Raw genomic sequence first — 24,357 nt, forward strand, 5'->3', positions numbered from 1 at the left:
GTTCCCTGGCCGTGCTCTGCGCGCTTCTCGCGCTCGCCGTCGGCGCGCTCACCCTCGGCACCCCCTATGTGCCCCTCGCCGCGCTGCCGCACGAGTTCGTGGTGACCGAACTGCGGCTGCCCCGGCTGGTGCTCGCCCTGGTCGCGGGCGCCTGTCTGGGCGCCGCCGGACTCGTCCTCCAGGAAGCGCTGCGCAACCCGCTCGCCGTCCCCGAGATGCTGGGCGTCTCCTCGGGGGCCGCGCTCGGGGTGGCCGCCCCGCTGGTCCTCGCCCTGTCCGTACCGCTCGCCGTGCAACCGTTGCTCGCGCTGGCCGGCGCCGCCCTCGGCGGCGCCCTCACCCTGCTCGCGGCGGGTCTCGGCCGCAGCCCCTCCGCCGTACTGCTCACCGGCGCGGCCGTCACCGCCGCCCTCCAATCGGCGCTGCTGGTACTGATGGTGCTCGCCGACCAGCTCGACCTCCAGCTCATCTACCGCTATCTGCTGGGCAGTCTCTCGGCGCGCACCTGGCACGACGTGACGGGGCTGTGGCCCTGGCTCGCCGTCGCGCTGCCCGCCCTGGCACTGTGCGCGCCCGTCCTGTCGGTGCTGCGTCTCGGTGACGACGACGCGCGCGCCCTCGGCGTCCGGGTCGGCCGGGCCCGGCTCGCCGCGCTGGCGATCGCCATCGTGCTCATCGCACCCGTGGTCGCGGTCTGCGGGCCGGTCGCCTGGGTGGGCTTCCTCGCCCCCCAGCTCGCCCGGCGGCTGCGCCCAGGGGCGGACGCCGTCCGCTGGCTGCCCTGGTCGGCGGCCTGGGGTGCGGTCATCGTGGCCTGCGCCGACCTCCCCGCCCGGCTCGCCCTCGCCCCGGTCGAGACCCCCGTCGGCGCCTGGACCGCGCTGCTCGGGGTGCCCGCGGGCGTCGCCCTGCTCCGGGCCCGGGGACGCGGCCACCCGCCGCCCGGCGGCGGTCGCCGCACGCGTTCGGCCGCCGTCACCGCGCCCCGGGACGCCGACCCGGGGGAACGGCGCACGACGGCCCTCCCCGAGACGGACGGAGGCACCCGATGAAGCGGCTGCTGATCCTCGCGCTCGCCGTCGTCGCCGTCGGCTGCGCCGACCTGGTCGCCGGACGCGCGCTCGGACCGTCCGACGTATGGCGGGTGCTCAGCGGCGGCGGCGACCCGCTCGCCCGGCACATCGTCCTCGAACTGCGGCTCCCCAGAACCCTGGTGGCGCTCGGGGCGGGCGCCTGCCTGGGACTCGCCGGAACCGTGCTGCAAGCCGCGCTGCGCAATCCGCTCGCCGGACCCGAGGTCACCGGGGTCACCCCGGGCGCGGTGCTCGGCGCGGTCGCCGCGACAGGACTCGGCCTCGCGGGCTGGGAGTCACCGGCCGCCGTGGTCGCCGCCGCCATGATCGGCGGCTTCGCCGGGGCGGGCCTGCTGTGGCTGCTCGCCGGACGGGAGGCGGACGACCCCGTAGGCACCGCCGTGTACGGCGTGCTCGTGTCGGCCGTGCTGTCCGGGCTCACCGCGATGGTGCTGCTCGTCGCACCGGGCGAACTGGGCAGCGTGGTCCAGTGGCTGGTCGGCTCCACGGAGGGCCGCGTATGGGACCACTGGACCTTGCTGTGGCCCTGGGCCCTTCTCTGGGCCCTGGCCGCCTGGACCCTCGCCGCCCCGCTGACCCTGCTGCGCTGCGGCGACGAACAGGCCGCGGCCCTGGGGCTGCGCACCGGCCCGGCCCGGGTGGCGGCCCTCGTCTGCGCGGTCGCGCTGACCGCGGGCGCGGTGGCGGCCGTCGGGGCGCTCGGCTTCGTGGGGCTCCTGGTGCCCCATCTGGCCTTCGCGCTGTTCGGCGCCGGACTGCGCGTCGCGCTGCCCGGCGCCGCGCTGCTCGGCGCGGGCGTGGTGTGCGGGGCGGACGCCGCGGCCCAGTGGCTGTCCCGGCTGCTGGCCGACATGACGGACACCGACCGGCTCAGCGTGCCCACCGGCGCGCTGACGACCGGCGTCGGCGCGGTGCTGCTGCTCCTGGTGGCGCGGCGGTCGAGGGAGGAGGGGACATGAGCGGTGAGCACCCCGGGCGAACCGGGACGGACGGCGAGGAGCGGGACATGATCCGGTTGGAAGAGGTGCGGTTCGGCTATCCGGGCCACGAGGTCCTGCGCGGGGTCACGCTGCACGTCACCGAGGGCGAGTCCGTTGCCCTGGTCGGACTCAACGGCTGCGGCAAGAGCACCCTGCTGCGGCTCTGCGCCGGACTGCTGCGCCCGTCGGCCGGCCGGGTGCTCCTCGGCGGCGACGACCTCACCCGGCTCTCCCGCCGCGCCGCCGCACGCCGTGTCGCGCTGCTCCACCAGTCGGCACCCGCCGTACCGGGCATGACGGTACGTCAGCTCGTACGGCAGGGGAGGTACGCGGACCGGGGTCCGCTCGGGATGCTCCGCGACAGCGACGATCCCGTGTGCGCCCGCGCCATGGCCGACGTGGGCGTGACCGGCTGGGCGGACCGCCCGGTCGACTCGCTCTCCGGAGGTGAACGCCAGCGCGTACGGCTCGCGATGGCGCTGGCGCAGGGCACCCGCGTGCTGCTGCTCGACGAACCCACCACCTATCTGGACCTGCGTCATCAGCTGGAGGTGATGGGCCTGGTGGCCCGGCTGCGGGACGAACGGGGCCTGACCGTGGTGATGGTGCTCCACGACCTGGGGCACGCGGCGCGATTCGCGGACCGGATCGTCGCCCTGCGCTCGGGCACCGTGGCCGCCGACGGCCCGCCCCGGGAGGTCGTCACGCCCGCGCTGCTCGCCGATGTCCTCGGTGTGGTGGGGCGGGTGGGTCGTGATCCGGAAGGGGGCTGGCCCGTGTGTTACCCGGATCACCCGGTGAAGGACGAGACCCCTCTTGTAAAATGAAAATCATATTCACTAGAGTCATCGATGTTCCCCCCGGACGACACCGGAGGGGGGCTTTCCTTCCACGATTGGAGTCCCGACTCATGGACCAGCAGAGCGTGTTCAGCCCGATCGCCGACCAGAGCCAGCTCGCCCACCTGTCCGCCACCCACTCCAACGCGCTCGTCGAGAACCCCTTCGACGACGCCCCGGTGGACGGCGACGCCGACACCGAGAAGTAGTACCGGCACCACCACCGGGCAGTTCCGCCGCCGCCCGCGCGGCAGGCGCCTCGCGTGATCGGCGCCTCGCGCGACCGGCGCCTCGCGCGACCGGTGCCCCGCGACGTCGGCGGCGACACGCGCGGACGGGCCCGTCCGGACCACGGTTCCGGGCGGGCCCGGCCCGGCCCCCCCTTGCCTTCAACACGAGCAGCCCGCCCGTCCGAGTGGCCCATGCGGTCCAAGTGGCCCAGGGGTCTCAGCAGTTCGAGCAGTCCGAGCAGTTCCAGCACAGGAAACGAGGAGTGCCCCCGTGAACAGCGTGCGACTCGCCCCCGGCGTCGCCTTGGTCACCGTCCCCGGCCGAGGGCTCGCCGTCCGCACCCCTGGCGGAGAGTTCCTGAAGGTGGCGACCGGAGAGGTGCGCGAGACGGACCTGCGCCGACGGCTGCACGCCCCGGACGGGGCTCCTGACGGACCCGCCGCGGCCTCCGCCGACGGCGACGGCCCGTCCGGCGGTACGGACCCGGCGCTCGACGCCCTGGTCGCCGCCTTCGAGGGCGCGGGGTACGCGACCCGTGAGCCTCTCGGCACCGGCATGTTGACGGGCTGTCAGGTGTTGCTGCTGGGCGACCCCGTGCTCGTCGACCCCCTCATGCGCTGTGCGCGGGACGAGGGCGCCGAGGTCGGGACGATCACACCTGACCGGCTCCCGCGCACGGCACGGCGGTCCGGCGGCTCAGGTCGTACCGTGGTCGTCTGGTGCCTCGACGGACCGGTGCCGCCGGGACTCTGGGACGAGGCCGACCGGCTGCCCGGGCACTCCGTCGCCTGGCTGCGGTGCCACCGCGAGGGCGACACGGCCTGGCTGGAGCCCCTCGCCGCGACCACGGACGACGTCACCTCCGCCCATGTACGGCTGCGCAGGCTCGCCGCGACCGCCGCCCACCATGAACTCGGCGCGTACTGGGCGTCCTTGTCCGCCGAAGGCCCCGGTTCCGGGCACTCCACCGCCTCGGCGGCGCTCACCGCCGGGCTGCTGATGGAGGACCTTGTCGCCTGGGCGTCCGGCGACCGGAGCGCACGGCGGCGACTGCGGCGGGTACGGGTACGGGGGCTCACCGTCTCGCGACACCCGGTCCTCCCGGTCCCCGAGGTGGCCCCGTACCCGGCCTCGGCCCCCGCCTCCGCCCTACCCGTGCCCACCGACCCGGCATCCGCCGAACCGCCGCGCGACGCTTCCGCGCCCGCCATGCCGACCGCGCCGGAGTCCGGTACGCCAGGGTCGGTCCCGCCGGAGTCCGGGGCGATCGCGCCGGAGTCCGGTACGCCAAGGTCGGTCCCGCCGGAGTCCGGTACGGCCGTGTTGCCTGCCCGGGAGGCCGGTACGCCCGCACCCGCGTCGGCCGCGTCGGAGTCCGATCGGCCCGCACCGGCGTCGATCGCGCCTGAGTCCGACAAACCGGTGCCCGCCGTGCCCGCACACGCACCCGCGTCCACCACCCGCGCACCCGAGTCCACCGTGACCGGCCCACCGCGTTCCCGGGCGGCCGTCCCCGCGCCCCGGACCGCCGACCGCGCCCCCCGATGACCATCCCGCCGACCGCCCCGCCGTCCGGCCCGCCGTCCGGCCCGCCGTCCGGCCCGATGGCCGGCCCGTCGACCACCGTGCCGACCGACGGTACGACCGGTCCGGCACCCGGCCCTGCACCCGGCCCCATGTCCGTACAGGTTCCCGTCCCCGGGGCCGCGCTGGCGACCGATGTCCGGTTGCCCGCCGGGGCTGGCCCCTTCCCCGCCGTCGTGCTCCGGACCCCTTACGACCGCCGTGGTCATCGCGGTGAGGCCCGCGCCTGGGCGGCCCACGGTTTCGCCGCCGTCGTCCAGGACGTCCGGGGGCGCCACGCGTCCGGCGGCGACTGGCACCCGTACCGGTACGAGGCCGGCGACGGCGCCGACACCCTGCGCTGGATTCGCGCCCAGCCCTGGTCCGACGGACGGGTGATCGCCGTCGGTGCCTCCTACGCCGCCTACTGCGCGCTGGTCACCGCCGTGCCCGGCGCGGAACCGGCCCCGCCCGCGACCACCGGCGCCCCGGCCCCCGCCGCTTCCGTGCCCCGGCCCGCCGCGGCCCCCGACGGGGTCATCGCCGCGGTTCCCGCCGTGGGCCCGGCCGCCGTCGCCCGTGAACCGTCCGGGGTGGAGAGGCTGCTGGGGCGCGCCGGATGGTGGGCGGCCCACGGCGACCGTGCCGGGTCCGACCCCGCCGCCCTCGGCAAGGCGCTCGCCGACGACCCCCGCCTCCTCGAACACCTCCCCGTCAGCGCGCTGCCCGAGCGGCTGGGACGCCCCCTGCCGTCATGGGCGGACGTCTGGTCCTCGGCTGCCCCGGACCGGACCCCCTGGGCCGACGGACGAGTCCCGCTCCTCGCCGTCGGCGGCACCCGTGACCCGTTCGCCGCCGACACGCTCGCCCTCTGGCGGAAGTGGGGCGGTCCCGCACGACTCGTCCTCGGCCCCTGGGGCCACGGGCTCACCGCGGAACCCGCGCCCGAGGCCCGGCCCGGCCACCGGACCGACCTGGGAAGGCTCTACGTCCGCTGGGCCCGGGCCGCCCTCGCCCCGACCGGACGGCCCGGCGCGCACGGCGCGGTGGCCCTCGGAGGCAGCGAGCACTGGTACCCGGTCACCCCGCAGGACACCGCCCCGGACACCGGAACCGCCCTGCCCTTCGTCAGCAGCGGCAGCGGTACCGGGCCACGGCTGCTGCGCGGCCGGGACTTCACCGCCGACCCCGCCCACCCCATGCGCTCCGACCGGCTCGACACGGACCCCCGTGCCCACCCCGACCGGGCGCTCCTGCTCACCCCGCCGCTGCCCCGCCCCCTGGACCTCCTCGGCATCGCGTGCGCCCGGCTGCGGGTCGCGGCGGACACCCCGGCCGCCGACTGGTTCGTGCGGCTCGTCGCGCTCGACCCGCGTGGCCGCGCCGAGCCCCTCGCCCTCGGCACCGCGCGCCGCACCGATCCTCCCGGCACACCCGTCACGTTCACCGTCCCGCTCGGCTTCCTCGCCCGCCGCCTCGGCGCGGGCACCCGGCTGCGGGTCGAGATCGGCGGACACCACTTCCCCGCCCACGCCCGCAACCCGCACACCGGCGACGACCCGACGACCGCCACCCGGCTGCGCCCCTCCCGGCGCACCCTGCACACCGACGGCAGCGCCCTGCTGCTACCCGTCCGCACCGGCCGCCGCCCCCTCACCGACCCCCTCCAGGAGATATGCACGTGACCACCGCCCCGCTGTCCCTGGACCAACTCGTGGACCCGGTCTGCGGAATCGTCCGCTCGGTCGCCCCCGTGCCCCATCCGACCGGCGCGCCACCCCGCTACACCGCGATGACCGCCGAGGTCGCGGACGCGCGCCGGTTCGGGCTCTGGCCCGCCGACCGGGTCTCGCTGGGCACCACCTTCGGTGACCCGGAGGGCGCTCGGACCGCCGCCGTCGCCGAAGCGGTGGAACGCTACTGCGGCAACCGGCTGCCACCCCCCGGCCATCCATCCGCCCCGCGCCGGGCCACGGCCGCCGAACTGCGCGCCGAGGGCCGCACGGTGTACGGACCGGGGGACCTGCCCGCCTACGCCCCCTGGCAGTACGCCCGCCCCGGCTTCCCCTACCGGCCCCTCACCGACGACACCCCCGCCCTTTGGGCACGTGGCGACGAAGCCGGTACGGAAGTGTGGGCGCCGGTCGCGCTGACCCACCTCAACTGGCGCCAGGGCGCCCTGCGGGACCTCCCGCGCACCCATCACCTCAACTACGCGGGCATCGCCACCGGCCAGGGATTCGACGACGCCGTGGAACGCGGGCTGCTCGAAGTGGTGGAGCGGGACGCCCTGGAGGTGTGGTGGCGGCTCGACGGGCCCACCCGGGGCATCGACCTCGCGAGCGTCCCCGGCCTGGAGCGGGAACTCGCGGGCGGCGGACTGGAGATCAGCGCTGTCGAGATGCCCTCCGAGTTCGCGCCGTGCGTCGCCGCGCTGGCGTACGACCCCGTCCGCGATCTGTACGCGGCGGGCTTCGCCTGCCGCTACGACCCCGCCGAAGCGGTACGCAAGGCCGTCCTGGAAGCCGTGCACACCTGGGTGTTCACCCTCGGCACCCTCGACCCCGACGGCTGGGTGTTCCGCGCGGTCGACGCCGGGACCCTGGCCCGCGGTCTGTACCTGGAACACCGCGCCGACCGCCGCTACCTCGACGACTGCGGACCCGAGTTCGCGTCCGTACGGGACCTCGGCGCCCATGTACAGGTGTGGCTCGACCCCCGGACGGCGCCCCTGGCCCGCCGCTTCACCCACCCCGCGCTCGGCACGGTCCCGGTGCACGACATCGCCCCCGGCAGCCGGACGCGTCTCGACGCGCGCCTCGCCGAGGGCGGCCACCGGACGGTCACCCTCGACCTGACCACCGAGGACATCGCCGAGACGGAACTCAGGGTCGCCCGGGTCCTCGTCTCCGGACTCGTCCCCAACGCCCCGGCCGCCTTCGGGTACCTCGGCTGCCCCCGCCTCGCCGACGCGGCCGAGGCACGCGGCTGGCGCTCCCGACCACCGCGCGGACCGGGCGACTTCACCCTCGTCCCGCCTCCGCACATGTGAGCCCGGCATGCCCACCCTGATATCCGACGCGCTCGCGCGGGCCCGCTCCTCGGCCGTCCCCGGACCGGACCTCCGGCCCCCCGCCCACCGCCGAGCCCCTGGAGTCCTGGTGGCCGTACCCGCCGCACTCGACCGGCTGCTCGCGCGATCCGTCGCCGGGGCCCGGCTGCGGCCCGCCGCGTCCGCCGGAGCCCTGCACCCCGTCGATGTGCTCCTGCTGATGGGCGCGGGCAGCGGGGTGCGTCCCGGCCGCTATCTGTACCGGCCCGCCGAACACCGGCTCCAGCGGGTCGCCGCCGCGCCCGTCCCCGCCCCGCCCGGGGTGTTCGCCGTGCTCCACGCGCGGGCGGAACGCACCGTCGCCCACTACCGGCACCGCGGCTGGCCGCTGGTCCTGCTGGACACCGGGCACACGGTGGCCGCCCTCGTGGCGGCCGGCGCACCGGCGTTCACCCTCGACCTGGACGGTCGCGTGCTGCTGCCCCGCACGGCGACGGGCCGTGCCACGGCTGTCGGCCTCTCGACGGGCCGCCCCGCGACCGGCTGTGCTACGGCTGTCGGCCCCTCGACGGACCACCCTTCGACGGACCGCCCCGCCACGGAACCTGGCGGCGCCGTCCTGGCCGTGGTCCGGCTGACCAGGGACGGCACCCTGGACCCTTGGTGCGTACCGGCAACGACAGGCGCACCCGGACCCACACCGGTACCCCCACCGGCTCCGGTACCCGTACCGGCCCAGGCACCCGTACCCGCGCCCGCCCAGGCACCCGTACCGGCCCAAGAGCCCGGACCCCCACCGGCTCAGGTACCCGCGCGCGCCCAGGCACCCGTACCCGCCCCTGTACCCGCCCCGGCTCGTGACTCCGCGAGCCCGGGGACACGATCCCCCCAGGACGACGACCTCGCCGAGGCGGCGCGGATCCTCGCGCGGCTCGCGGCGGCCGGGAAGGGCACCGGGAGCTGGACCACGCCCCGCGCCCCCGCCGCACCCGACGCGGTCCTCCTCGGCCGCCGCAGTGCCGATCCGGACGTCCTCGCGACCGCCGGCCGGCCCTCGTCCGCCGCGCTCGCCCTGCTCCTGGAAGCGGCCGTGTCGGCCGCCCCCGACGGGCCCCGCTGGTGCGTGGCCGTGGGCGGCCCCGCACCCGGCCTTCTTCGACTTGAGGGCGACACGCTGACCACCCTCGCCACCGGACCCGTACTGCCCACCCTCGCCGTCTGGGCCGCCGGACAGCGGTGGATCGCCGCCACCGGCGCCGTCCTCCTCGCCCACGGCTGCCCCTGGGACGCCACCCCCGCCCGCGTCCGCCGCGAACACCTCCTCGCCGGGTACGGCGCCGGTCGGGCCCAGCTCACCGCCACCGCCCTCGGCCTGGTGTCCCGGCCCGTCGGCTCCTGGCAGCAGGCCGACCTCGGTGCCCGTCTCGGCGGACCGCCGGGCCGCGACTGGATCGTGCACGCACTGGCCGTCGGCACCCCGGCGGCCTCCGACGGCGGCACCGCCCGCACCGCCCGTACGACTCAGGAGACGAACACCCGATGATGCTCCACCCGGAGCTGCTGCGCGCGGCCCGGACCGCCCGCCGCCCGCTGCTCCTCGCGACCGCCCTGCTCGCCGCGACCGCCTGCACCCACCTCCTCCAGGCCGTCCTGCTCGCCCTCGTCCTCGGCGCGGTGGCGAGCGGGGACCTCACCGGCCTGCCCCCGCTGCTCGCCGCCGTCCTGGCGGCCGTCGCGGCCCGCGCGCTGCTCACCCGGTGGCAGCGGCGGGTCGCCGTCGGCGCCGGATCGGCCGTACGGGTCGGACTGCGTGACGAACTGCTGGTCCGGCTCGGCCGCACCGGACCGGCCCGGCACACCGATGTCCGCTCGGGTGCCGTCCGCGCCACCCTCGTCGACGGCGTCGAAGGGGTCGACGCGTACGTCTCCCGCTATCTGCCCCAGTTCCTGGTCACCTGTGTGCTGCCCCTGCCGCCACTCGTCGCCGTCACCGTCCTCGAACCGTGGGCGGGTGCCGTACTGGCGCCCGCGCTGCTGCTCGCCCTGTTCGCCCCCCGCTGGTGGGACCGGCTGCTGGCACGCCGCGGGGAGCGGCACTGGGGCGCCTACGAGGCCCTGGCCGCCGACTACCTGGAGGCGCTCCAGGGCATGCCCGCGCTGCGCGCGCTGGGCGCGGTCGGCCAGGTGCGGGCCCGGCTCGCGGAACGCTCGGACACGCTGCACCGGGCCACCGTCGCCAAACTGCGGGTCTCGCTCGTGGACACCGGGATCACCGACCTCGCCGTCCAGGGCGGCACCGTCGCCGCCGTCCTCGTCGCCTGCTGGTCCGCCGCCGCCGGACATCCGGCGGCCACCTCGACGTACCTCGTCCTGCTGCTCACCGCCGAGTGCTTCCGGCCCGTGCGCGATCTCTCCCGGGAATGGCACTCCGGCTACCTCGGCGTCTCGGCCGCCGACGGGATCGCCGCGCTGCGCACCGCCCCGGGCGGCGTCCCCGACACCGGACACCTCACCGCGGGCCCCGGGCAGGGGCCGGAGATCCGCTTCGACGACGTGCGGTTCACCTACCCGGGCACCGGACGGCCCGCCCTGCGCGGTGTCAGCTTCACCGCCGCCGCCGGACGTACCACCGCGATCGTCGGACCTTCCGGCGCGGGCAAGTCGACCCTCGTCGGCCTGCTGCTGCGGCACCATGAACCCGGCGGGGGACGCGTCCTGCTCGACGGCGCCGAGGTCGGCGCCCACACCCTCGGTTCGCTCCGCCGCCAGATCGCCGTGGTCTCCCAGCACACGTACCTCTTCCACGACACCGTCGCCGGGAACCTGCGCCTCGCCCGCCCGGACGCCACCGACGGCGAACTGCGCGGCGCCGCCCGCGCGGCGGGCGTCCACGACGAGATCCTCGCCCTGTCCGACGGCTACGCCACCGTGATCGGGGAACGCGGCTCGACCCTGTCCGGCGGGCAGCGTCAGCGGCTCGCCCTCGCCCGCGCCCTGCTCGCCGACGCGCCGGTCCTCGTCCTCGACGAGGCCACCAGCGCCGTCGACGAACACCGTGAGGCCGGGATCGTCCGCGAACTGTTGCGTGCCGCACGCGGCCGGACCTGTCTGGTCGTCGCCCACCGGCTCGCCTCCGTACGGCACGCCGACCGGATCGTGGTGCTCGACGGCGACGGCCGGGTCGAAGCCGTCGGGGACCACACCGCCCTGCTGGCCGCCGACGGGATGTACGCACGACTGGTCGAGGCGGGGGAAGCGGCATGACCATGGACCACCGCACCACCGAACCCGGTGCCGCCCCCGGTCCCGGTTCTCCTGCGAGTCCCTCGCCGGAACGCGGTTCGCTGCGTGCCCTGTTGCCGGTGCTCGGCGCCCATCGCTCCATGACCGTACGGACCTTCGTCGCCGCGCTTGCCGGACAGACCGCGCTCGCCGCCCTTGTGGTGCTCGCCGCGCACACCGTCGGCACGGCCGTCATGACCCGCGCCGCGCCCGGCACCGGCACCGGCACCGTCCTCGCCCTTGTCGCGCTCGTCCTCGTCCGCGCGGCGACCACCTGGTGGGAGATGGACCTCTCCCACGACCTCGCCTACCGGGTGCTGGCCGAACTGCGCGTCCGGGTCTTCGACGGGCTCGCCCGCAGCGCGCCCCTGCGGATCGGTGGCCGCCGCAGCGGGGACCTGGCGTCCGCCGCGCTGGCCGACGTCGAGGCACTGGAGTTCTTCTACGCCCACGCCGTCGCCCAACTCCTCGCCACCACCGCCGTGTTCGGTGCCGGTACGGTGGTCCTCGCCGACCTCGAACCCTGGCTGCTGCCGGCGGTGCTGCCGATGGCCGCCGCGCTGATGCTGGGCCCCGTACTGGAAGGCCGCGACCGTGCCGCGCTCGGCGCGCGCACCCGGTCGGCGGCGGCGGAACTGTCGGCGCGGGCGGTCGAGACCGTCGACGGCCTGCCGGAACTGCTGGCGTTCGGCGCGTTCGACCGGCGCCGCGCGGACTTGCGCGGGTACGGGCGGCTGCTCGGTGCCGCCCAGCGTGCGGAGCAGACCCGGGAGGCACGGTCCGCGGCCGTCCGGGACATCCTGGTGGTGATCTCGCTGGTCGCCGTCGTCGCGGTGTCCGCGCACACGCTGGAAGGCGCGTGGGTCCCGGCGGCCGTGGCCCTCGCCCTCGGGGTGCTGGCACCCGTGGCCGACTCCGCCGCCGCGCTCGGCCAGGCCGCCTGTCTGCGTGCCGCCGCCGCCCGGGTGGGCGCGGCGGTCCGGGCGCCCCGGGGCGCGCCCGAACCCCGTTCGCCCCGGCCCGTCCCCGACGGTCCGCTGGGCTTCCGGCTCAGTGGCGTCCGCTTCGGGTACGGCGGCGGGCCCGTCCTCGACGGTCTCGACCTGCTCGTACGTCCCGGCGAGACGGTGGCGTTGGTCGGGGCGTCCGGTGCGGGCAAGTCGACCTGCGCGCATCTGCTGGCCCGCTTCTGGGACCCGGCCGACGGCCGGGTCGAACTGCTGGCCGGTGACGGCCGGAGCGTGGATCTGCGCCAGGTCGCCGAACCCGAGCTGCGGGCGACCGTGGCGGTCGTCGGCCAGGACGCCCCGCTGTTCCACGGCACCCTCCGCGAGAACCTGCGGCTGGGCACCCCGGCGGCCTCCGACGCGGACCTGGTCGCGGTCGCCGCGCTCACCGGTGTCGACCGGATCGCCGACGGACTCCCGCAGGGGTTCGCCACGATGCTCGGTGAACGCGGGTCGACCCTCTCCGGGGGTCAGCGCGCGCGGGTGGCGCTGGCGCGGGCGCTGATCGCGCGCCCCAGGGTGCTGGTGCTCGACGAGACCACCAGCAACCTCGACGGGCTCGGTGACGCCGAGCTGCTGGCCGCGCTGCCGGACTGCGCCACGCTGATCATCGCCCACCGCGCGGCGACGATCCGGCGGGCGGACCGGATCGCGGTGCTGGAGGACGGCCGTGTGGCCCAGGAGGGCACGTGGGCGGAACTCACCGCCGTGCCCGGTCCGTTCACCCGGGTGCTGGACCGGGAGCAGCGGGGTTGAGCCGCTTGGGCTTCCGGGGTTCGTCCGGGTGGGCGTGGTTGTTGCTGTGCCGTCGCTCGGTGGTTCTGCGCGGTTCCCCGCGGGTCGCCTTCGCTCGGGCTTGCGAGGTCTGTCCGGCTGGGCGCACTTGGTCTTGTGCTGTCGCTCGTGGGTTGTGCGCAGTTCCCCGCGCCCCTTCGGGGCGCCCCTGCGGGTTCCCCGTCGGCCCCGGGGGCACGGCCGGACGGTCAGCGCGAGCCGCTCCACGCGGCGGGGACGAACGTCCACAGCACCTCGGCGGGACCCTCGCCCGCGTTGCGCCAGTTGTGGGGCTCGCGGCCGGAGAAGGTGAGGGTGTCGCCCGCGGCCAGCCGTTCCGCGCGGCCCGTGAAGAGCACCTCGACCTCGCCGCTGATGACGTGCAGGACCTCGGCGTCGCAGTTGATCGTGTAGAGCTGGTCGCCGCCGTGCGCGCCCGGCTCCAGCCGGGACCGCAGCACCTGCACCTTGGACTGCGCGCGGGGGGTGACCATCCGGTCCAGGACCCCGTGCCCGCCCATGTTGATGTGCGGCGCGTCGGCCAGCCGGACGACCTCGGTGTCGGCGTCCTCGAAGAGCGAGCCGACGGGCAGTGACAGGACCTGGCACAGGGTGACCAGGGTGTTGACGCTCGGGGAGGTCTCGTCGCGTTCGACGCGGCTGAGGAAACCCCTGGTCAGCTGGGCCGCGGCGGCCACCTGCTCGATGGTCAGCCCCTGGTCCTTGCGGCAGGCGCGCAGCCGCGCGCCGACGCGGACCGGATCGGCCGACGGCGTCGGGTGCAGCGCTTTCATGGCAGTCCTCGGATAGCTCGATCGGCCCACTGACGACGCTTGACAGGGTGATGACCCGGAGCCAGACTACCCGGAATGCAAGTTGCCTAATAAGCATTCTTTGTTGTGTATAGGTAACTTCTCGTGCACCAGATCCGAGGTTCCGATGAACGCCGTCGAACCCCCGCTCGGCCCCCCGGACACCGGCGACGTCCCCCCTCGCGCCGGAGTCCCCGCCTCATCGCGCCCCACGCGCCCGCAGGTCGCCCCGCGCGTCCTCGTGGTCGCGGTGGCCCCACCGGCGTACGAAGGTCTCCGCACATCTCTCCCCCGACACGGCTCCCGCGGGACGACCGGCCGGTACCGCCACCACCACGGATAGGACGACGACGATGTCTACCCCAGAGACCGCGACCAGTCGCGAAGGAGCGATCGAGCAGCACTCGATCGACTACGTCCCCAGCTCCGAGCGGCACGGCAAGGTGTGGCACCAGGGGCCGTTCTGGTTCACCGGCAACTTCGTGCTCCCCACGATGGTCGCCGGATTCGTCGGCGCCTCCATGGGACTCAGCGTCTGGTACAGCGTGCTGGCCATCGTGCTCGGCGTCGGCGTCGGCACCTTCTTCATGGCCTTCCACGCCAACCAGGGGCCCCGGATGGGTCTGCCGCAGATGATCCAGTCGCGCGCGCAGTTCGGCAGCCGCGGCTCCACCGTGCCGTTCGCCGCGACGGTCTTCGTCTACGTCGGCTTCCTCGTCTTCGACACCGTCCTCGCCGAACAGGGCCTCGGGCTGATCTTCCCGGACGGCAAGCTCTTCTGGTACCCGGTGCTGATCGCGGTCTCCATCGTCATCGCCGTCGTCGGCCATGACCTGCTGCACTTCGTGCAGCGCTGGCTGACGTATCTGCTGATCGTGGTGTTCGCCGTCCTCACCGTGGTCGCCATCGTGCACTTCTCCGGCAACCCGATCCCCGCGGGCGCCCCCGCCGCCACCGCGGGCTGGGACTCCACGGCGTTCCTCGTGCAGTTCTCCCTCGCCGCCGGATACAACATCAGCTACTCGGTGTACGTCTCCGACTACACCCGCTACCTCCCGCGCAACGCCCCCGCCCGCAAGCTGATCACCGCCGTCTACACGGGCGCCGCGTTCTCCGCCGTGTGGCTGATGTCGCTGGGCGCGATCCTCGCCAGCTACCTGCCCGACCCGGACCCGATCCTGGCCCTGCGCGAGGTCGGCGACCTGCTGTTCCCCGGCTTCGGACTGATCGTCGTCCTCGCCTCGGTGCTCGCCCTGATCTCCATCATGGGCGTCAACGCGTACGGCGCCATGCTCACCGGCGCCAGTGCCCTCGACGGCTTCCGCAAGGTCCGTCCGACCGTCCGGCTCCGGGTCGTCGGGCTGATCGTGGTGGGTGTGATCTCGCTCGTCGTCGCGCTGCTCATCCCCGACGACTACATCGGCAGCTTCAACAACTTCGTGCTGATGATGCTGTACTTCCTGGTGCCGTGGACCGCGGTCAACCTCGTCGACTTCTACTTCGTGCGCCGCGGCCAGTACGCCATCGCCGAGATCCTCAAGCCGGACGGCATGTACGGCCGCTGGGCCTGGCGCGGGGTCACCGCCTACCTGGTCGGCTTCGTCGCGATGATCCCGTTCTTCTCCACCACCTTCTACGTCGGACCGGTCGCGGACGCCCTCGGCGGCGCCGACTTCTCGTTCGTCGTCGGCCTGACCGTGTCCGGGCTGCTCTACCTGTACCTCTCCCGTAACCTCGACCGCGGCGCCGAGGCCGAGGCCCGCGCCGCGAGCGAGGCCGAACTGGAAGGAACCCCGCGATGACCCCGACGGCACCCGTCGGCACCCCCTCCGGGCCCCGGCCCGTCACGGTCGCCTGCTGCCAGCTCGCCCTCCAGGTCGGCCGCGTCGAGGAGAACCGCGCGCGTATCCGCGCCGCCGTCGAGGACGCCGCCGCCCAGGGCGCCGGCATCGTCGTCCTGCCGGAGCTGGCGAACTGCGGCTACGTCTTCGAGGACGCCGCCGAGCTCCACGCCCTCGCCGAACCTCTCGACGGCCCCACCGTCCGGGAGTGGACCGAGCTCGCCGCCCGGCTCCGGCTCGTGATCGCCGGCGGCTTCGCCGAACGCGGCGACGACGGCCGCACCTACAACTCGGCCGTCCTCGTCGACGAGACCGGGCCGCGCGCCGCGTACCGCAAGGCCCATCTGTGGAACGGTGAGAAGACCTGGGGCTTCACCCCCGGCTCACAGCGCCCCCCGGTGGTCGACACCCGGCACGGCCGGATCGGGCTCATGGTCTGCTACGACCTCGAATTCCCCGAATGGGTACGGCTCGCCGCCCTCGACGGCGCCGATCTGCTGTGCGGCCCGGTCAACTGGCCGCTGTACCCGCGCCCCGAGGGCGAACGCCCCGGCGAGATCGTCCGCGTCCAGGCCGACGCCGCCGTCAACCGTATGTTCGTCGCGGTCGCCGACCGTGTCGGCACCGAACGCGGCCAGGACTGGCTCGGCGGCAGCACCGTCGTCGACGCCGACGGCTACCCGGTGACCGCGTCGCGGCTGGGCGAGGAGGCGATCCTGACCGCGACGGTCGACCTCGCCCAGGCCCGCGACAAGTCCATCAGCGAACACAACGACGTCCACCAGGACCGCCGTCCCACGCTGTACGCCCACCCCGGATCGGACCCGTCATGACCCGGACGACCGTCACCATCGTCCAGCAGCCCCCCGCCCTCCTCGATCTCGCGGAGTCCCTGCGCCGCGCCGTCGTCCACATCGGGGACGCCGCGCGCTCCGGGGCGTCCCTGGTGGTCTTCCCGGAGACCTGGCTCACCTGCTACCCGGCCTGGGTGTTCGGCCTCGCCGGATGGCGGGACGCCGAGGCCCGCCACTGGCACGCGCGGCTGCTGGAACAGAGCCCGGTCCTCGACCACGAGGGCGGCGACGAGGACGACCTCGCCCCGGTCCGCGCCGCCGCGCGTGAGCACGGGGTCACCGTGGTCCTCGGGCTGAACGAGCGCCCCACCCGCACCAGCGGCTCGCTCTACAACTCGCTGCTCGTCCTCGGCCCCGACGGCCGGACCCTGAACCTGCACCGCAAGGTGTCGCCCACCCACACCGAACGCATCGTCTGGGGTGCGGGCGACGGCGCCGGACTGCGGGTCGTCGACACCCCCGCCGGGCGGCTCGGCGGGCTCATCTGCTGGGAGCACTTCAACCCGCTCGCCCGGCACGCGCTGCACGCGCAGGACGAGGAGCTTCATGTCGCGCTCTGGCCCGACATGCCTGAGAGCCACACCATCGCGGCCCGGTCCTACGCGCTGGAGGGCCGCTGCCATGTCGTGTCCGCCGGACAGTTCCTCACCACCGACGACCTCCCGGCGGATCTGCGTGACGCGTTCCGGGCGGGTGTCGGTCCGGACGCCCCCGAGCAGGGGGTGCTCTTCGACGGCGGCTCCAGCATCGCCGGACCGGACGGGACCTGGATCGTGCCGCCCGTCCACGGCGAGGCCCGGCTGATCACCACGACCCTCGACACCGGCAGCCGCTACGGCGAGGCCCTCGACCTGGACGTCGCCGGACACTACGCCCGCCCCGACATCTTCCGCCTCTCCGTCGACCGCCGCCGCCGCGGCACGGGCGTCGACTTCACGGAGTGACCGCCCGGCCCGGTGCCTCCCCGGCCGAAGAGCCCGGTGAACGCGCCTCATCGGCCGGGTAGCCTGGAAGGACGATCTTCCCGGCGAGGAGGCACCTGTGGTGGAGGACGCCGACCTGCCGCATCTGCGGCGTTGTGTGGAACTGGCGACCGAGGCACTGGAGGCGGGCGACGAGCCCTTCGGCTCCGTCCTCGTCGCGGGCGGCGGCGCCGTCCTCTTCGAGGATCACAACCGGGTCGCCTCCGGGGACCGAACCCGTCATCCGGAGTTCGAACTGGCCCGCTGGGCCGCGGCGCGTCTGCGTCCGGAGGACCGCGCGGCGGCCACGGTCTACACCTCCGGCGAGCACTGTCCGATGTGCGCGGCGGCCCATGGCTGGGTCGGCCTCGGCCGTATCGTCTACATCTGTTCCTCGGCGCAACTGGCGGGCTGGCTCGCCGAGTGGGGTGTGCCGCCCGCCCCTGTCAGCGCCCTGCCGATCCGGGACGTCGTGCCCGGTGCGCGGGTGGAGGGTCCGGTACCGGCCCTGGTGGACCAGGTCCGGGCCCTGCACCACCGCTTCCACGGAGCGCCCTGACGCGGCGGGCCCCGGGTGCTTCCGCCCGGCCCCACTCGTCCCGGTGCGCGCACCCACCGAGTACCCGCACCGGCTCACCTACAGGCCGGCCCGGGTCAGGGGAGCTTGGGGGCGGCGTGGACGAAGTGCTTGATCTCCTGGAACTCCTCCAGCGCGCGCTCGCCGTTGAGGCGCCCGACCCCGCTCTGCTTGAAGCCGCCCTCCTCCATCTGGTCGACGATCACGGCCCAGGTGTTGGCCCACACCGTGCCGGCCTCCAGCTCCCGCCCCACCCGCAGCGGCCGGTCCACGTCCCGGGACCACACACTCGCCGCGAGACCGAACTCCGTCGCGTTGGCACGGCTGATCGCGTCGGCCTCGTCGTCGAAGACCTCGAACGTGGCGACCGGGCCGAACACCTCCTGCTGGACGATGGGCCGCTCCACGTCCTCGACCTCCACCAGACTCGGCCGGACGAACGCCCCGGCGGCCAGCGGACCCTCGGTGATCCGGCCGCCCCGGACGAGGATCTTCGCGTACGCGGCGGCGTCCGCGACCACCTGGTCGACCCGGTCGGCGTTGGCGTGGTCCACCAGCGGACCCATCTCGCTCGCCGGATCGGTGCCCGGCCCGACCCGTACCGCCTCCAGCGCGGCGGAGAGCCGGGAGCGCAGCTCGTCGGCGATCCCGCGCTGTACCAGGATGCGGCTCCCGGTCATGCAGAACTGTCCGGTGAAGGTGGTGACGGCCTTGGCGAGGACCGGCACGGCCGCGTCGAGATCGGCGTCGTCGAAGACGATCATCGGGGTCTTGCCGCCCAGTTCCAGGGACATCCCCTTCAGTGAGGCGGACGCGTCGGCCATGATCGAGCGTCCGACGCGGGTGCTGCCGGTGTAGCTGATGACGTCCACGCCCGGGTCGGCGACGATGAGCCGCGCGCCCTGGCTGCCCGACTCGGTGAAGGCGTTGAACACGCCCCGCGGCAGCGACGGGGTCTCCGCGATGATCTCGAACAGCAGACTGTTGGTGAGCGCGGTCTGCGCGGGCAGCTTGAGGACCACCGTCGCGCCCGCGGCGAGCGCCGGGGCGAAGGAGCGCACGGAGAGGATCACCGGGGAGTTCCACGGGGCGATGACCCCGGCGACCCCGACCGGCTGGCGCAGGGTCATCGAGTAGAGACCCGGCTTGACCTCGGAGGCGCGGCCCGACTCGGTGAGCGCCAGGGCGCCGTAGTAACGGATCTTGGAGATCGTCAGATCGACCTCCAGCGCGGCCTCGGACGGGATCTTGCCGTTCTCCTGGCACAGCAGGGCGACGAGTTCGTCGCGCCGCGCGGCCATCCGGTCCGACATCTCGAACAGGGCCTTGGCCCGCAGATCCCGGTCGCGTGACCAGCCGCCGGTACGGAAGGCGCGCCGGGCGGCGTCGATCGCGGCGCGGGCCTCCTTGGGGCCGCCGTCGGCGTAGCGGCCCAGGGTCAGGCCGGTGGCCGGGTCGACGGACTCCCGGATGGTGTCGGAGTCGGTCCAGACGCCGTCGATGTGGTTGCGGGCGTAGGGCGTGTCCTGGGGTTCGGTGCTCATGGGGTCTTCCTCGGAGGTCGCTCGGATGCGGGGGAGAGGGGAGAGGGGTGAGAGATGAGGGGAAGGGCCGGGGTGCGGTCCGTCCCCCTTCGCCGCGCGTGCCCTCCGGACGGGTCCGGCGGACACGGTGCCCGGTGCGCCGGCCCCGGTGGGGCCGGTGGCCACGGGGTGCGTGCCGCGGGGTTCGGAGAGACGCTGGTCAGGTGAGCGCCGTACCGCGCCGACGGGCGGTCGGCAGCCGTGGAGGCGGCCGTTCCAGGAATCGTCGGCCGGGCTCACCCGGGTGTGCAGTCGGGTGTTCACTCGGCAATATAGTTCGTTCTGCAACGAAGCGTAACAGCTGAAGCGCCGGGTGGGGGGCGGATATTCCGGGTGTTCGCGGATCGGAATCCCCGGTCCGGGGAGTCGCTTGACCCTGGCTCTGCGGCGTGTCTATTATTCGTTGCGCAACGAACTAAATGGAGGTCGGACGGGACAGGGCGGGACGCCCTTCCCGCCCTCGCCGGAGCAGATCCGGCCCTCCGTACCACGCCGCCCAAGGCGGCTGAGGGATCACCGCCCCCGCCCGGAGCCGACCGCCCGCCCGGGGAGCGCATCCGGTTGGGAGAATCGATCATGGCGGTAGCAGCGGGCTCCCCCGCACCGCACGCACCGGGCACGTCCGGTGCCTCCATCACGCCCGTACGGGCGGCGGTGACCGAGGGCAAGGGAGCGCCGTTCGTCTTCGAGAACCTCGAACTCGACACGGCCCTGCGGCCCGACGAGGTCCTGGTCAAGGTCGTCGCGACGGGCGTCTGCCAGACGGACATCCATGTCCGGGACCAGGCGCTGCCCGTCCCGCTGCCCGCGGTGCTCGGCCATGAGGGCGCGGGCGTCGTGGAGCGGGTCGGGGACGGTGTCACCTCGGTGGCACCCGGTGACCGGGTCGTCATGTCCTACCAGGCGTGCGGCCACTGCCGCCCCTGCCGCAGCGGCAACCCCGCGTACTGCGCCGTCTCGTTCCCCGCGAACTTCGGCGGGGCGCGGCTGGACGGCAGCAACGCGCTGCGCCGTACCCCGGAAGCCGGGGGCGGGGAGATCCACGGCCACTTCTTCGGCCAGTCCTCCTTCGCCACCCACGCCCTCGCCACCGAGCGCAATGTCGTCAAGGTCGACGACGGCATCCCGCTGGAACTGCTCGCCCCCCTCGGCTGCGGACTCCAGACCGGCGCGGGCGCGGTCCTGAACTCCCTCAGGATTCCCGCGGGCGCGTCCGTGGTCGTCATCGGCACCGGCACCGTGGGACTCGCCGCCGTCATGGCCGCCAAGGCCACCGGCGCCGCCCCGGTCATCGCCGTGGACATCGTCCCCGAGCGGCTCGCCCTCGCGGCCGAGCTGGGCGCGACCCACACGGTGAACGCCAAGGACGAGGACACGGCCGCCCGGATCGCCGAGATCACCGGCGGCGGCGCGGACTACGTCCTGGAGATCACCGCTCGCCCCGAGATGCTCACCCTCGCCGTCGACGCCCTCGCGCCGCTCGGCACCGCCGCGCTGATCGGCGGAGCACCCGCCGGGGCACGCGCCGAGGTGGACATGAACGCCCTCCTCGGCGGACGCACGGTCCGCGGTATCGCGCAGGGCGACTCCGTTCCGCAGCTCTTCATCCCCCAGCTGATCGAGCTGTACAAGGCCGGCCGCTTCCCCTTCGACCGGCTGATCACCCCCTACGGCTTCGACGAGATCAACGAAGCCGTCGAAGACACGCGGACCGGAGCTGTCATCAAGCCCGTGCTGCGCATCGGCGACCCGGACGTGTCCTGACCGGACACCCCGGCGGCACCCCCGTGCCGTCGCCGCCGACCCGGAGCCCTCGCGCGACCCGCGCCCAGCTCCTCCGTACGACCCTCCAGAGGACATCACCATGACCGACTTCCAGAAGCCCGGCACACCCACCGACCGCCACCAGCTCGGCGCCGCGGGCATGCCGCTGAACACCCTCGCCGACTACCGGCCCATCCCCGCCGACGGCTACGGTTCCCTCTTCCTCCCCGACCGGATCGCCAAGGGCTACCACCTGGAAGAGATCCAGGACGGCGCCTACTACGTCACCTCCGGCGCCTACGACACGATGTTCGTGCGCACCGGCAACGGTGTCGTCGTGGTCGACGCCCCGCCGCTGCTCGGCGAGAACCTCAAGCGCGCCATCGCCGAGGTCACCGACGAGCCCGTCACCCATCTCATCTACAGCCACTGGCACTCCGACCACATCGGCGCGGCCGGGATCTTCGCGGCCGACAAGCCCAAGGTCATCGCGCACGACTACACCCGCGAGATGATCCAGCGCTGGCCCGACCTCGGCGGCGAGCGCGGACTGCCCGTGCCCACCGACACGATCACCGAGAGCGACACCCTCGACGTCAACGGCGTCCGGTTCAACCTCGACTACCACGGTGTGAACCACACCCCGGGCAACATCTTCATCTACGCCCCGCAGCAGAAGGCCCTCGCGGCGATCGACATTATCAGCCCCGGATGGTCGGCCTTCAAGCACTGCGACGCCTCCGAGAACATCCGCGGCTGGGCCGAGGCCCACGACTGGATCCTCGGTTACGACTTCAAGGCCGTCGTCTCCGGCCACGTCAACCGCTACGGCACCCCCGAGGACGCCAAGGCGTCCCGCGACTACACCAACGACATCGTCGAGTTCTCCAAGGAGGCCCTGTCGCACGGCCAGGAGTTCGAGTACATCGAGAAGATCGGATTCTCCAACGCCTGGGTCCTGTGGGAGAACTACTTCAACGAGATGACCAACTACGTCACCAAGAAGACCCTGGAGAAGGTCACCGACAACGGCCAGACCTGGGCCCAGCGTCTCGCCGGTGCCGACGTCATGACCAAGTACCACGCGTACTCCGTGCTGGAGGCCCTGCGCCTTGAGTACGGCATGGTCTCCGGCTTCGAGAAGCTGATCCTCCCCAAGGCGGGCGCCTGACCTGACGAGGAGGGACACCCGGGGAGGCGGCCCGGCGGAGGAGACCCTCCGCCGGGCCGCCCGCGTCCCGGACCCCCGATACCATGGGCCAGGAACCACATCAGCGGAGGGGCGATGAGCCTGAACACCGAGAACGCCACGAGCGAGGACGGCCCGGCCGGACCACGGCGGGGCGCACCCTCGCGCGCCCTGAACCACACGGAGCGGGCGGTGTGGCTCGGCTTCCTCTCCACCCATCTCAAGCTGCTGCGCACCCTCGACGCGGAACTCGTCGCCGCCGAACGCATCCCGATGTCCTCCTTCGAGGTGCTGCTGACCCTCGCGGAGTCGGCCGGGGGCCGGGTGCGGATGAAGGACATCGCCGCGTCCCTGCTGATCAGCCGCAGCGGACTCACCCGTATCGTCGACGACCTCGAACGCCAGGGCCTGGTGGTGCGGGAGAAGTGCCCCACCGACGCCCGGGGCTTCGACGCGGTCCTCACCGAGGCGGGCAAGAAGGCGTACCGGCGTGCCCGGAAGGTCCATCTGACCAATCTGCGCGGTGAGTTCCTCGACAAGCTCAGCGACGAGCAGCTTGCCGGGCTCGCCGACATCTGGCGCACGCTCGGCTTCGACGACCGTTCGGACGCCTGCTGACCCCGGCCGGGCCGGACGGCTCCCGCCTCCGCCCTCGGTGCGGACTCCCGCCTCCGCCTCGGCGCGTATGAAGCCCCCCTCGGCGCGTGGGAAGGCCCCCGGTCCCAGGACCGGGGGCCTTCCCACGCGCCGAGGCGTCGTCAGCCCGTCCGTGCCGCCGCCCCGCGGGCGCGGGAGCGTTCCACCAGCAGCAGACCGCCGACACCCGCCGCCGCCCAGAGCGCCAGGACGACGACCCCGGTGGCCACCCCGTCGCCGTCGAAGTAGGCCAGCCCGTTCACCGCGCGGACGCCCACCCCGACCGGCAGGAGCCGGGAGAAGGGCTCCAGCCAGCCGGGAAGGAACTCGGCGGGCAGACTGCCGCCGCTGGTCGCGTTGCCGATCGTCATGAACAGCACCGCCGCGGCGCTCGACCCGAGCACCCCCAGCGCCCGGACCAGCAGCATCGTGGACGCCCCCACGGCCAGCGCCACCAGGCCCACGAGCGCGGCCACCCCGGCGAACGGCGCGGGCAGCGCCCCGAACGCCCCGACGACGGACGCCACCGCCAGCCCGCCGGCGCCGCCGAACGCCGCGAGTCCCACCAGCCGCCGCCCCGGGGAGAGCCCGGGTGCGAGCTGCCACGACATGATCCCGAACAGATAGCCCGCCAGCACCAGACCGAAGGTCGTGTAGAAGACGGCCAGCCCCCGGGTGTCCTGCGCGGACGCGGGGACGACGTCGGTCGTCGTCAGGGTGAGGCCGCCGGCGCGGGCCACATCCCCGAACTCGTCCGTCACCAGGGTGATCACCGCCGGACCGTGGGCCCCTGCGAACAGCAGCTGGGCGCTCCGTTCCCCGGGGACGTACGCGGCGAACACCTCACCCGTCTCCACGGCCGCGCGGGCCGACCCGGTGTCTGGCGCTGCGCGCACCTCGAAGGTGCCCGACGGCGATCCGGCGAGCTCCTCCCGTACCGTCGCCGTCTGCGCGGCGCCGCCGACGACGGCCACCGGCAGATCCCGGGCCACCGGGGCGTGGAACGCGGAGAGGTACACCCCGATGAAGATCGCGCCGATCGCCACGGCCACGGCCACCGGCAGCAGGACCGGCCGGGCCAACGACGTCCAGCGGGGTCCGGGCGGGTCCGGCGGGGTGTCCGCGGGCGGGGCCATGGGCATCGGTCGGGTGGGCTGCTCGTCGGTCCGCAGGGGGCCTGGCGGGGTCTGGGGCATGATCACTGTTCCTCACTGATGACGGCAGGAGGCGGAGTGGCCGCGGGGGAGGCCCGAGCGGGCGGCACCGGCCGTCGAGGGCGTCCAGGGCCGCTTCCCGGCATGGACAAACCCCTCATAT

19 protein-coding genes and 1 pseudogene are annotated in these 24,357 nt (G+C 74.3%); 17 read left to right on the forward strand and 3 right to left on the reverse strand.

Annotated elements, in window-relative coordinates:
* Positions 1 to 5 precede the first annotated feature (5 nt).
* From OG711_RS34545 to OG711_RS34590, 10 genes and pseudogenes are all read left to right on the forward strand, one after another.
* On the forward strand, positions 6 to 1,052 hold the full coding sequence (locus tag OG711_RS34545; RefSeq protein ID WP_266517883.1) for a FecCD family ABC transporter permease: 1,047 nt from the start codon (positions 6 to 8) through the stop codon (positions 1,050 to 1,052).
* Positions 1,049 to 2,053 (forward strand): FecCD family ABC transporter permease, encoded by a 1,005-nt coding sequence (locus tag OG711_RS34550; RefSeq protein ID WP_073795751.1) that lies wholly within the window; start codon positions 1,049 to 1,051, stop codon positions 2,051 to 2,053. Before OG711_RS34545 ends, OG711_RS34550 begins: the two co-directional genes overlap by 4 nt.
* A gap of 47 nt (positions 2,054 to 2,100) precedes the next feature.
* A pseudogene (locus tag OG711_RS34555) lies at positions 2,101 to 2,917 on the forward strand (ABC transporter ATP-binding protein).
* Positions 2,918 to 2,984: 67 nt separating this feature from the next.
* The gene (amiA, locus tag OG711_RS34560) at positions 2,985 to 3,122 is read left to right on the forward strand and encodes a streptamidine family RiPP (RefSeq protein WP_178391211.1); all 138 of its coding nucleotides are present in this window, start codon (positions 2,985 to 2,987) and stop codon (positions 3,120 to 3,122) included.
* A 292-nt stretch (positions 3,123 to 3,414) separates the two neighbouring features.
* Positions 3,415 to 4,692 carry a hypothetical protein gene (locus tag OG711_RS34565; protein WP_329562553.1) on the forward strand — a complete coding sequence of 426 codons (1,278 nt, stop codon included), beginning with the start codon at positions 3,415 to 3,417 and terminating at the stop codon, positions 4,690 to 4,692.
* Between the two features lie 128 nt (positions 4,693 to 4,820).
* The gene (locus OG711_RS34570; protein WP_329564228.1) at positions 4,821 to 6,392 is read left to right on the forward strand and encodes a CocE/NonD family hydrolase; all 1,572 of its coding nucleotides are present in this window, start codon (positions 4,821 to 4,823) and stop codon (positions 6,390 to 6,392) included.
* Positions 6,389 to 7,759, forward strand: a complete 1,371-nt coding sequence (locus OG711_RS34575) for a YcaO-like family protein (RefSeq protein ID WP_399504581.1) — start codon at positions 6,389 to 6,391, stop codon at positions 7,757 to 7,759. Before OG711_RS34570 ends, OG711_RS34575 begins: the two co-directional genes overlap by 4 nt.
* 7 nt (positions 7,760 to 7,766) lie before the next feature.
* Positions 7,767 to 9,302: a nitroreductase gene (locus tag OG711_RS34580; protein WP_329562557.1), complete on the forward strand. Its 1,536-nt coding sequence runs from the start codon at positions 7,767 to 7,769 to the stop codon at positions 9,300 to 9,302.
* Entirely contained in the window at positions 9,299 to 11,023 is a 1,725-nt protein-coding gene (locus OG711_RS34585; protein WP_329562558.1) for an ABC transporter ATP-binding protein/permease, read from the forward strand. The genes OG711_RS34580 and OG711_RS34585 overlap by 4 nt, the downstream gene beginning before the upstream one ends.
* Positions 11,020 to 12,804, forward strand: a complete 1,785-nt coding sequence (locus OG711_RS34590; protein WP_405674388.1) for an ABC transporter ATP-binding protein — start codon at positions 11,020 to 11,022, stop codon at positions 12,802 to 12,804. Before OG711_RS34585 ends, OG711_RS34590 begins: the two co-directional genes overlap by 4 nt.
* A gap of 227 nt (positions 12,805 to 13,031) precedes the next feature.
* On the opposite strand, the gene OG711_RS34595 is transcribed toward OG711_RS34590, so the two are convergent.
* Entirely contained in the window at positions 13,032 to 13,616 is a 585-nt protein-coding gene (locus OG711_RS34595; protein ID WP_073795737.1) for a helix-turn-helix domain-containing protein, read from the reverse strand.
* Between the two features lie 371 nt (positions 13,617 to 13,987).
* Here OG711_RS34595 and OG711_RS34600 point away from each other — a divergent pair, with 371 nt between their 5' ends.
* The 4 genes from OG711_RS34600 (at position 13,988) to OG711_RS34615 (ending at position 17,850) form a co-directional block, all read left to right on the forward strand.
* A complete protein-coding gene (locus OG711_RS34600) occupies positions 13,988 to 15,436 on the forward strand; it encodes a purine-cytosine permease family protein (protein WP_329562560.1) in 1,449 nt (482 codons plus the stop codon).
* Positions 15,433 to 16,308: a nitrilase family protein gene (locus tag OG711_RS34605; protein ID WP_329562562.1), complete on the forward strand. Its 876-nt coding sequence runs from the start codon at positions 15,433 to 15,435 to the stop codon at positions 16,306 to 16,308. The genes OG711_RS34600 and OG711_RS34605 overlap by 4 nt, the downstream gene beginning before the upstream one ends.
* Entirely contained in the window at positions 16,305 to 17,273 is a 969-nt protein-coding gene (locus tag OG711_RS34610) for a carbon-nitrogen hydrolase family protein (protein ID WP_329562563.1), read from the forward strand. The genes OG711_RS34605 and OG711_RS34610 overlap by 4 nt, the downstream gene beginning before the upstream one ends.
* Before the next feature lie 97 nt (positions 17,274 to 17,370).
* A complete protein-coding gene (locus OG711_RS34615) occupies positions 17,371 to 17,850 on the forward strand; it encodes a nucleoside deaminase (RefSeq protein WP_073795728.1) in 480 nt (159 codons plus the stop codon).
* A gap of 95 nt (positions 17,851 to 17,945) precedes the next feature.
* Here the strand turns inward: OG711_RS34615 and OG711_RS34620 are convergent, their stop codons facing one another.
* Entirely contained in the window at positions 17,946 to 19,412 is a 1,467-nt protein-coding gene (locus tag OG711_RS34620; protein ID WP_073795725.1) for an aldehyde dehydrogenase family protein, read from the reverse strand.
* 615 nt (positions 19,413 to 20,027) lie between these two features.
* Between OG711_RS34620 and OG711_RS34625 the strand changes: the two genes are divergently transcribed.
* The 3 genes from OG711_RS34625 to OG711_RS34635 all read left to right on the forward strand — a co-directional run bounded on the left by OG711_RS34625 (position 20,028) and on the right by OG711_RS34635 (position 23,022).
* Complete coding sequence (locus OG711_RS34625) at positions 20,028 to 21,215, forward strand: NAD(P)-dependent alcohol dehydrogenase (protein WP_079185194.1); 1,188 nt, start codon at positions 20,028 to 20,030, stop codon at positions 21,213 to 21,215.
* Between the two features lie 100 nt (positions 21,216 to 21,315).
* Positions 21,316 to 22,386, forward strand: coding sequence for an MBL fold metallo-hydrolase (locus tag OG711_RS34630; protein ID WP_329562566.1), 1,071 nt, complete (start codon positions 21,316 to 21,318; stop codon positions 22,384 to 22,386).
* Between the two features lie 114 nt (positions 22,387 to 22,500).
* A complete protein-coding gene (locus tag OG711_RS34635; RefSeq protein WP_073795722.1) occupies positions 22,501 to 23,022 on the forward strand; it encodes a MarR family winged helix-turn-helix transcriptional regulator in 522 nt (173 codons plus the stop codon).
* 140 nt (positions 23,023 to 23,162) lie between these two features.
* Here the strand turns inward: OG711_RS34635 and OG711_RS34640 are convergent, their stop codons facing one another.
* Positions 23,163 to 24,236, reverse strand: coding sequence for an ABC transporter permease (locus OG711_RS34640; RefSeq protein WP_329562568.1), 1,074 nt, complete (start codon positions 24,234 to 24,236; stop codon positions 23,163 to 23,165).
* Positions 24,237 to 24,357: the final 121 nt, after the last annotated feature.

Source organism: Streptomyces uncialis, from assembly GCF_036250755.1.
GTDB lineage: Bacteria > Actinomycetota > Actinomycetes > Streptomycetales > Streptomycetaceae > Streptomyces > Streptomyces uncialis.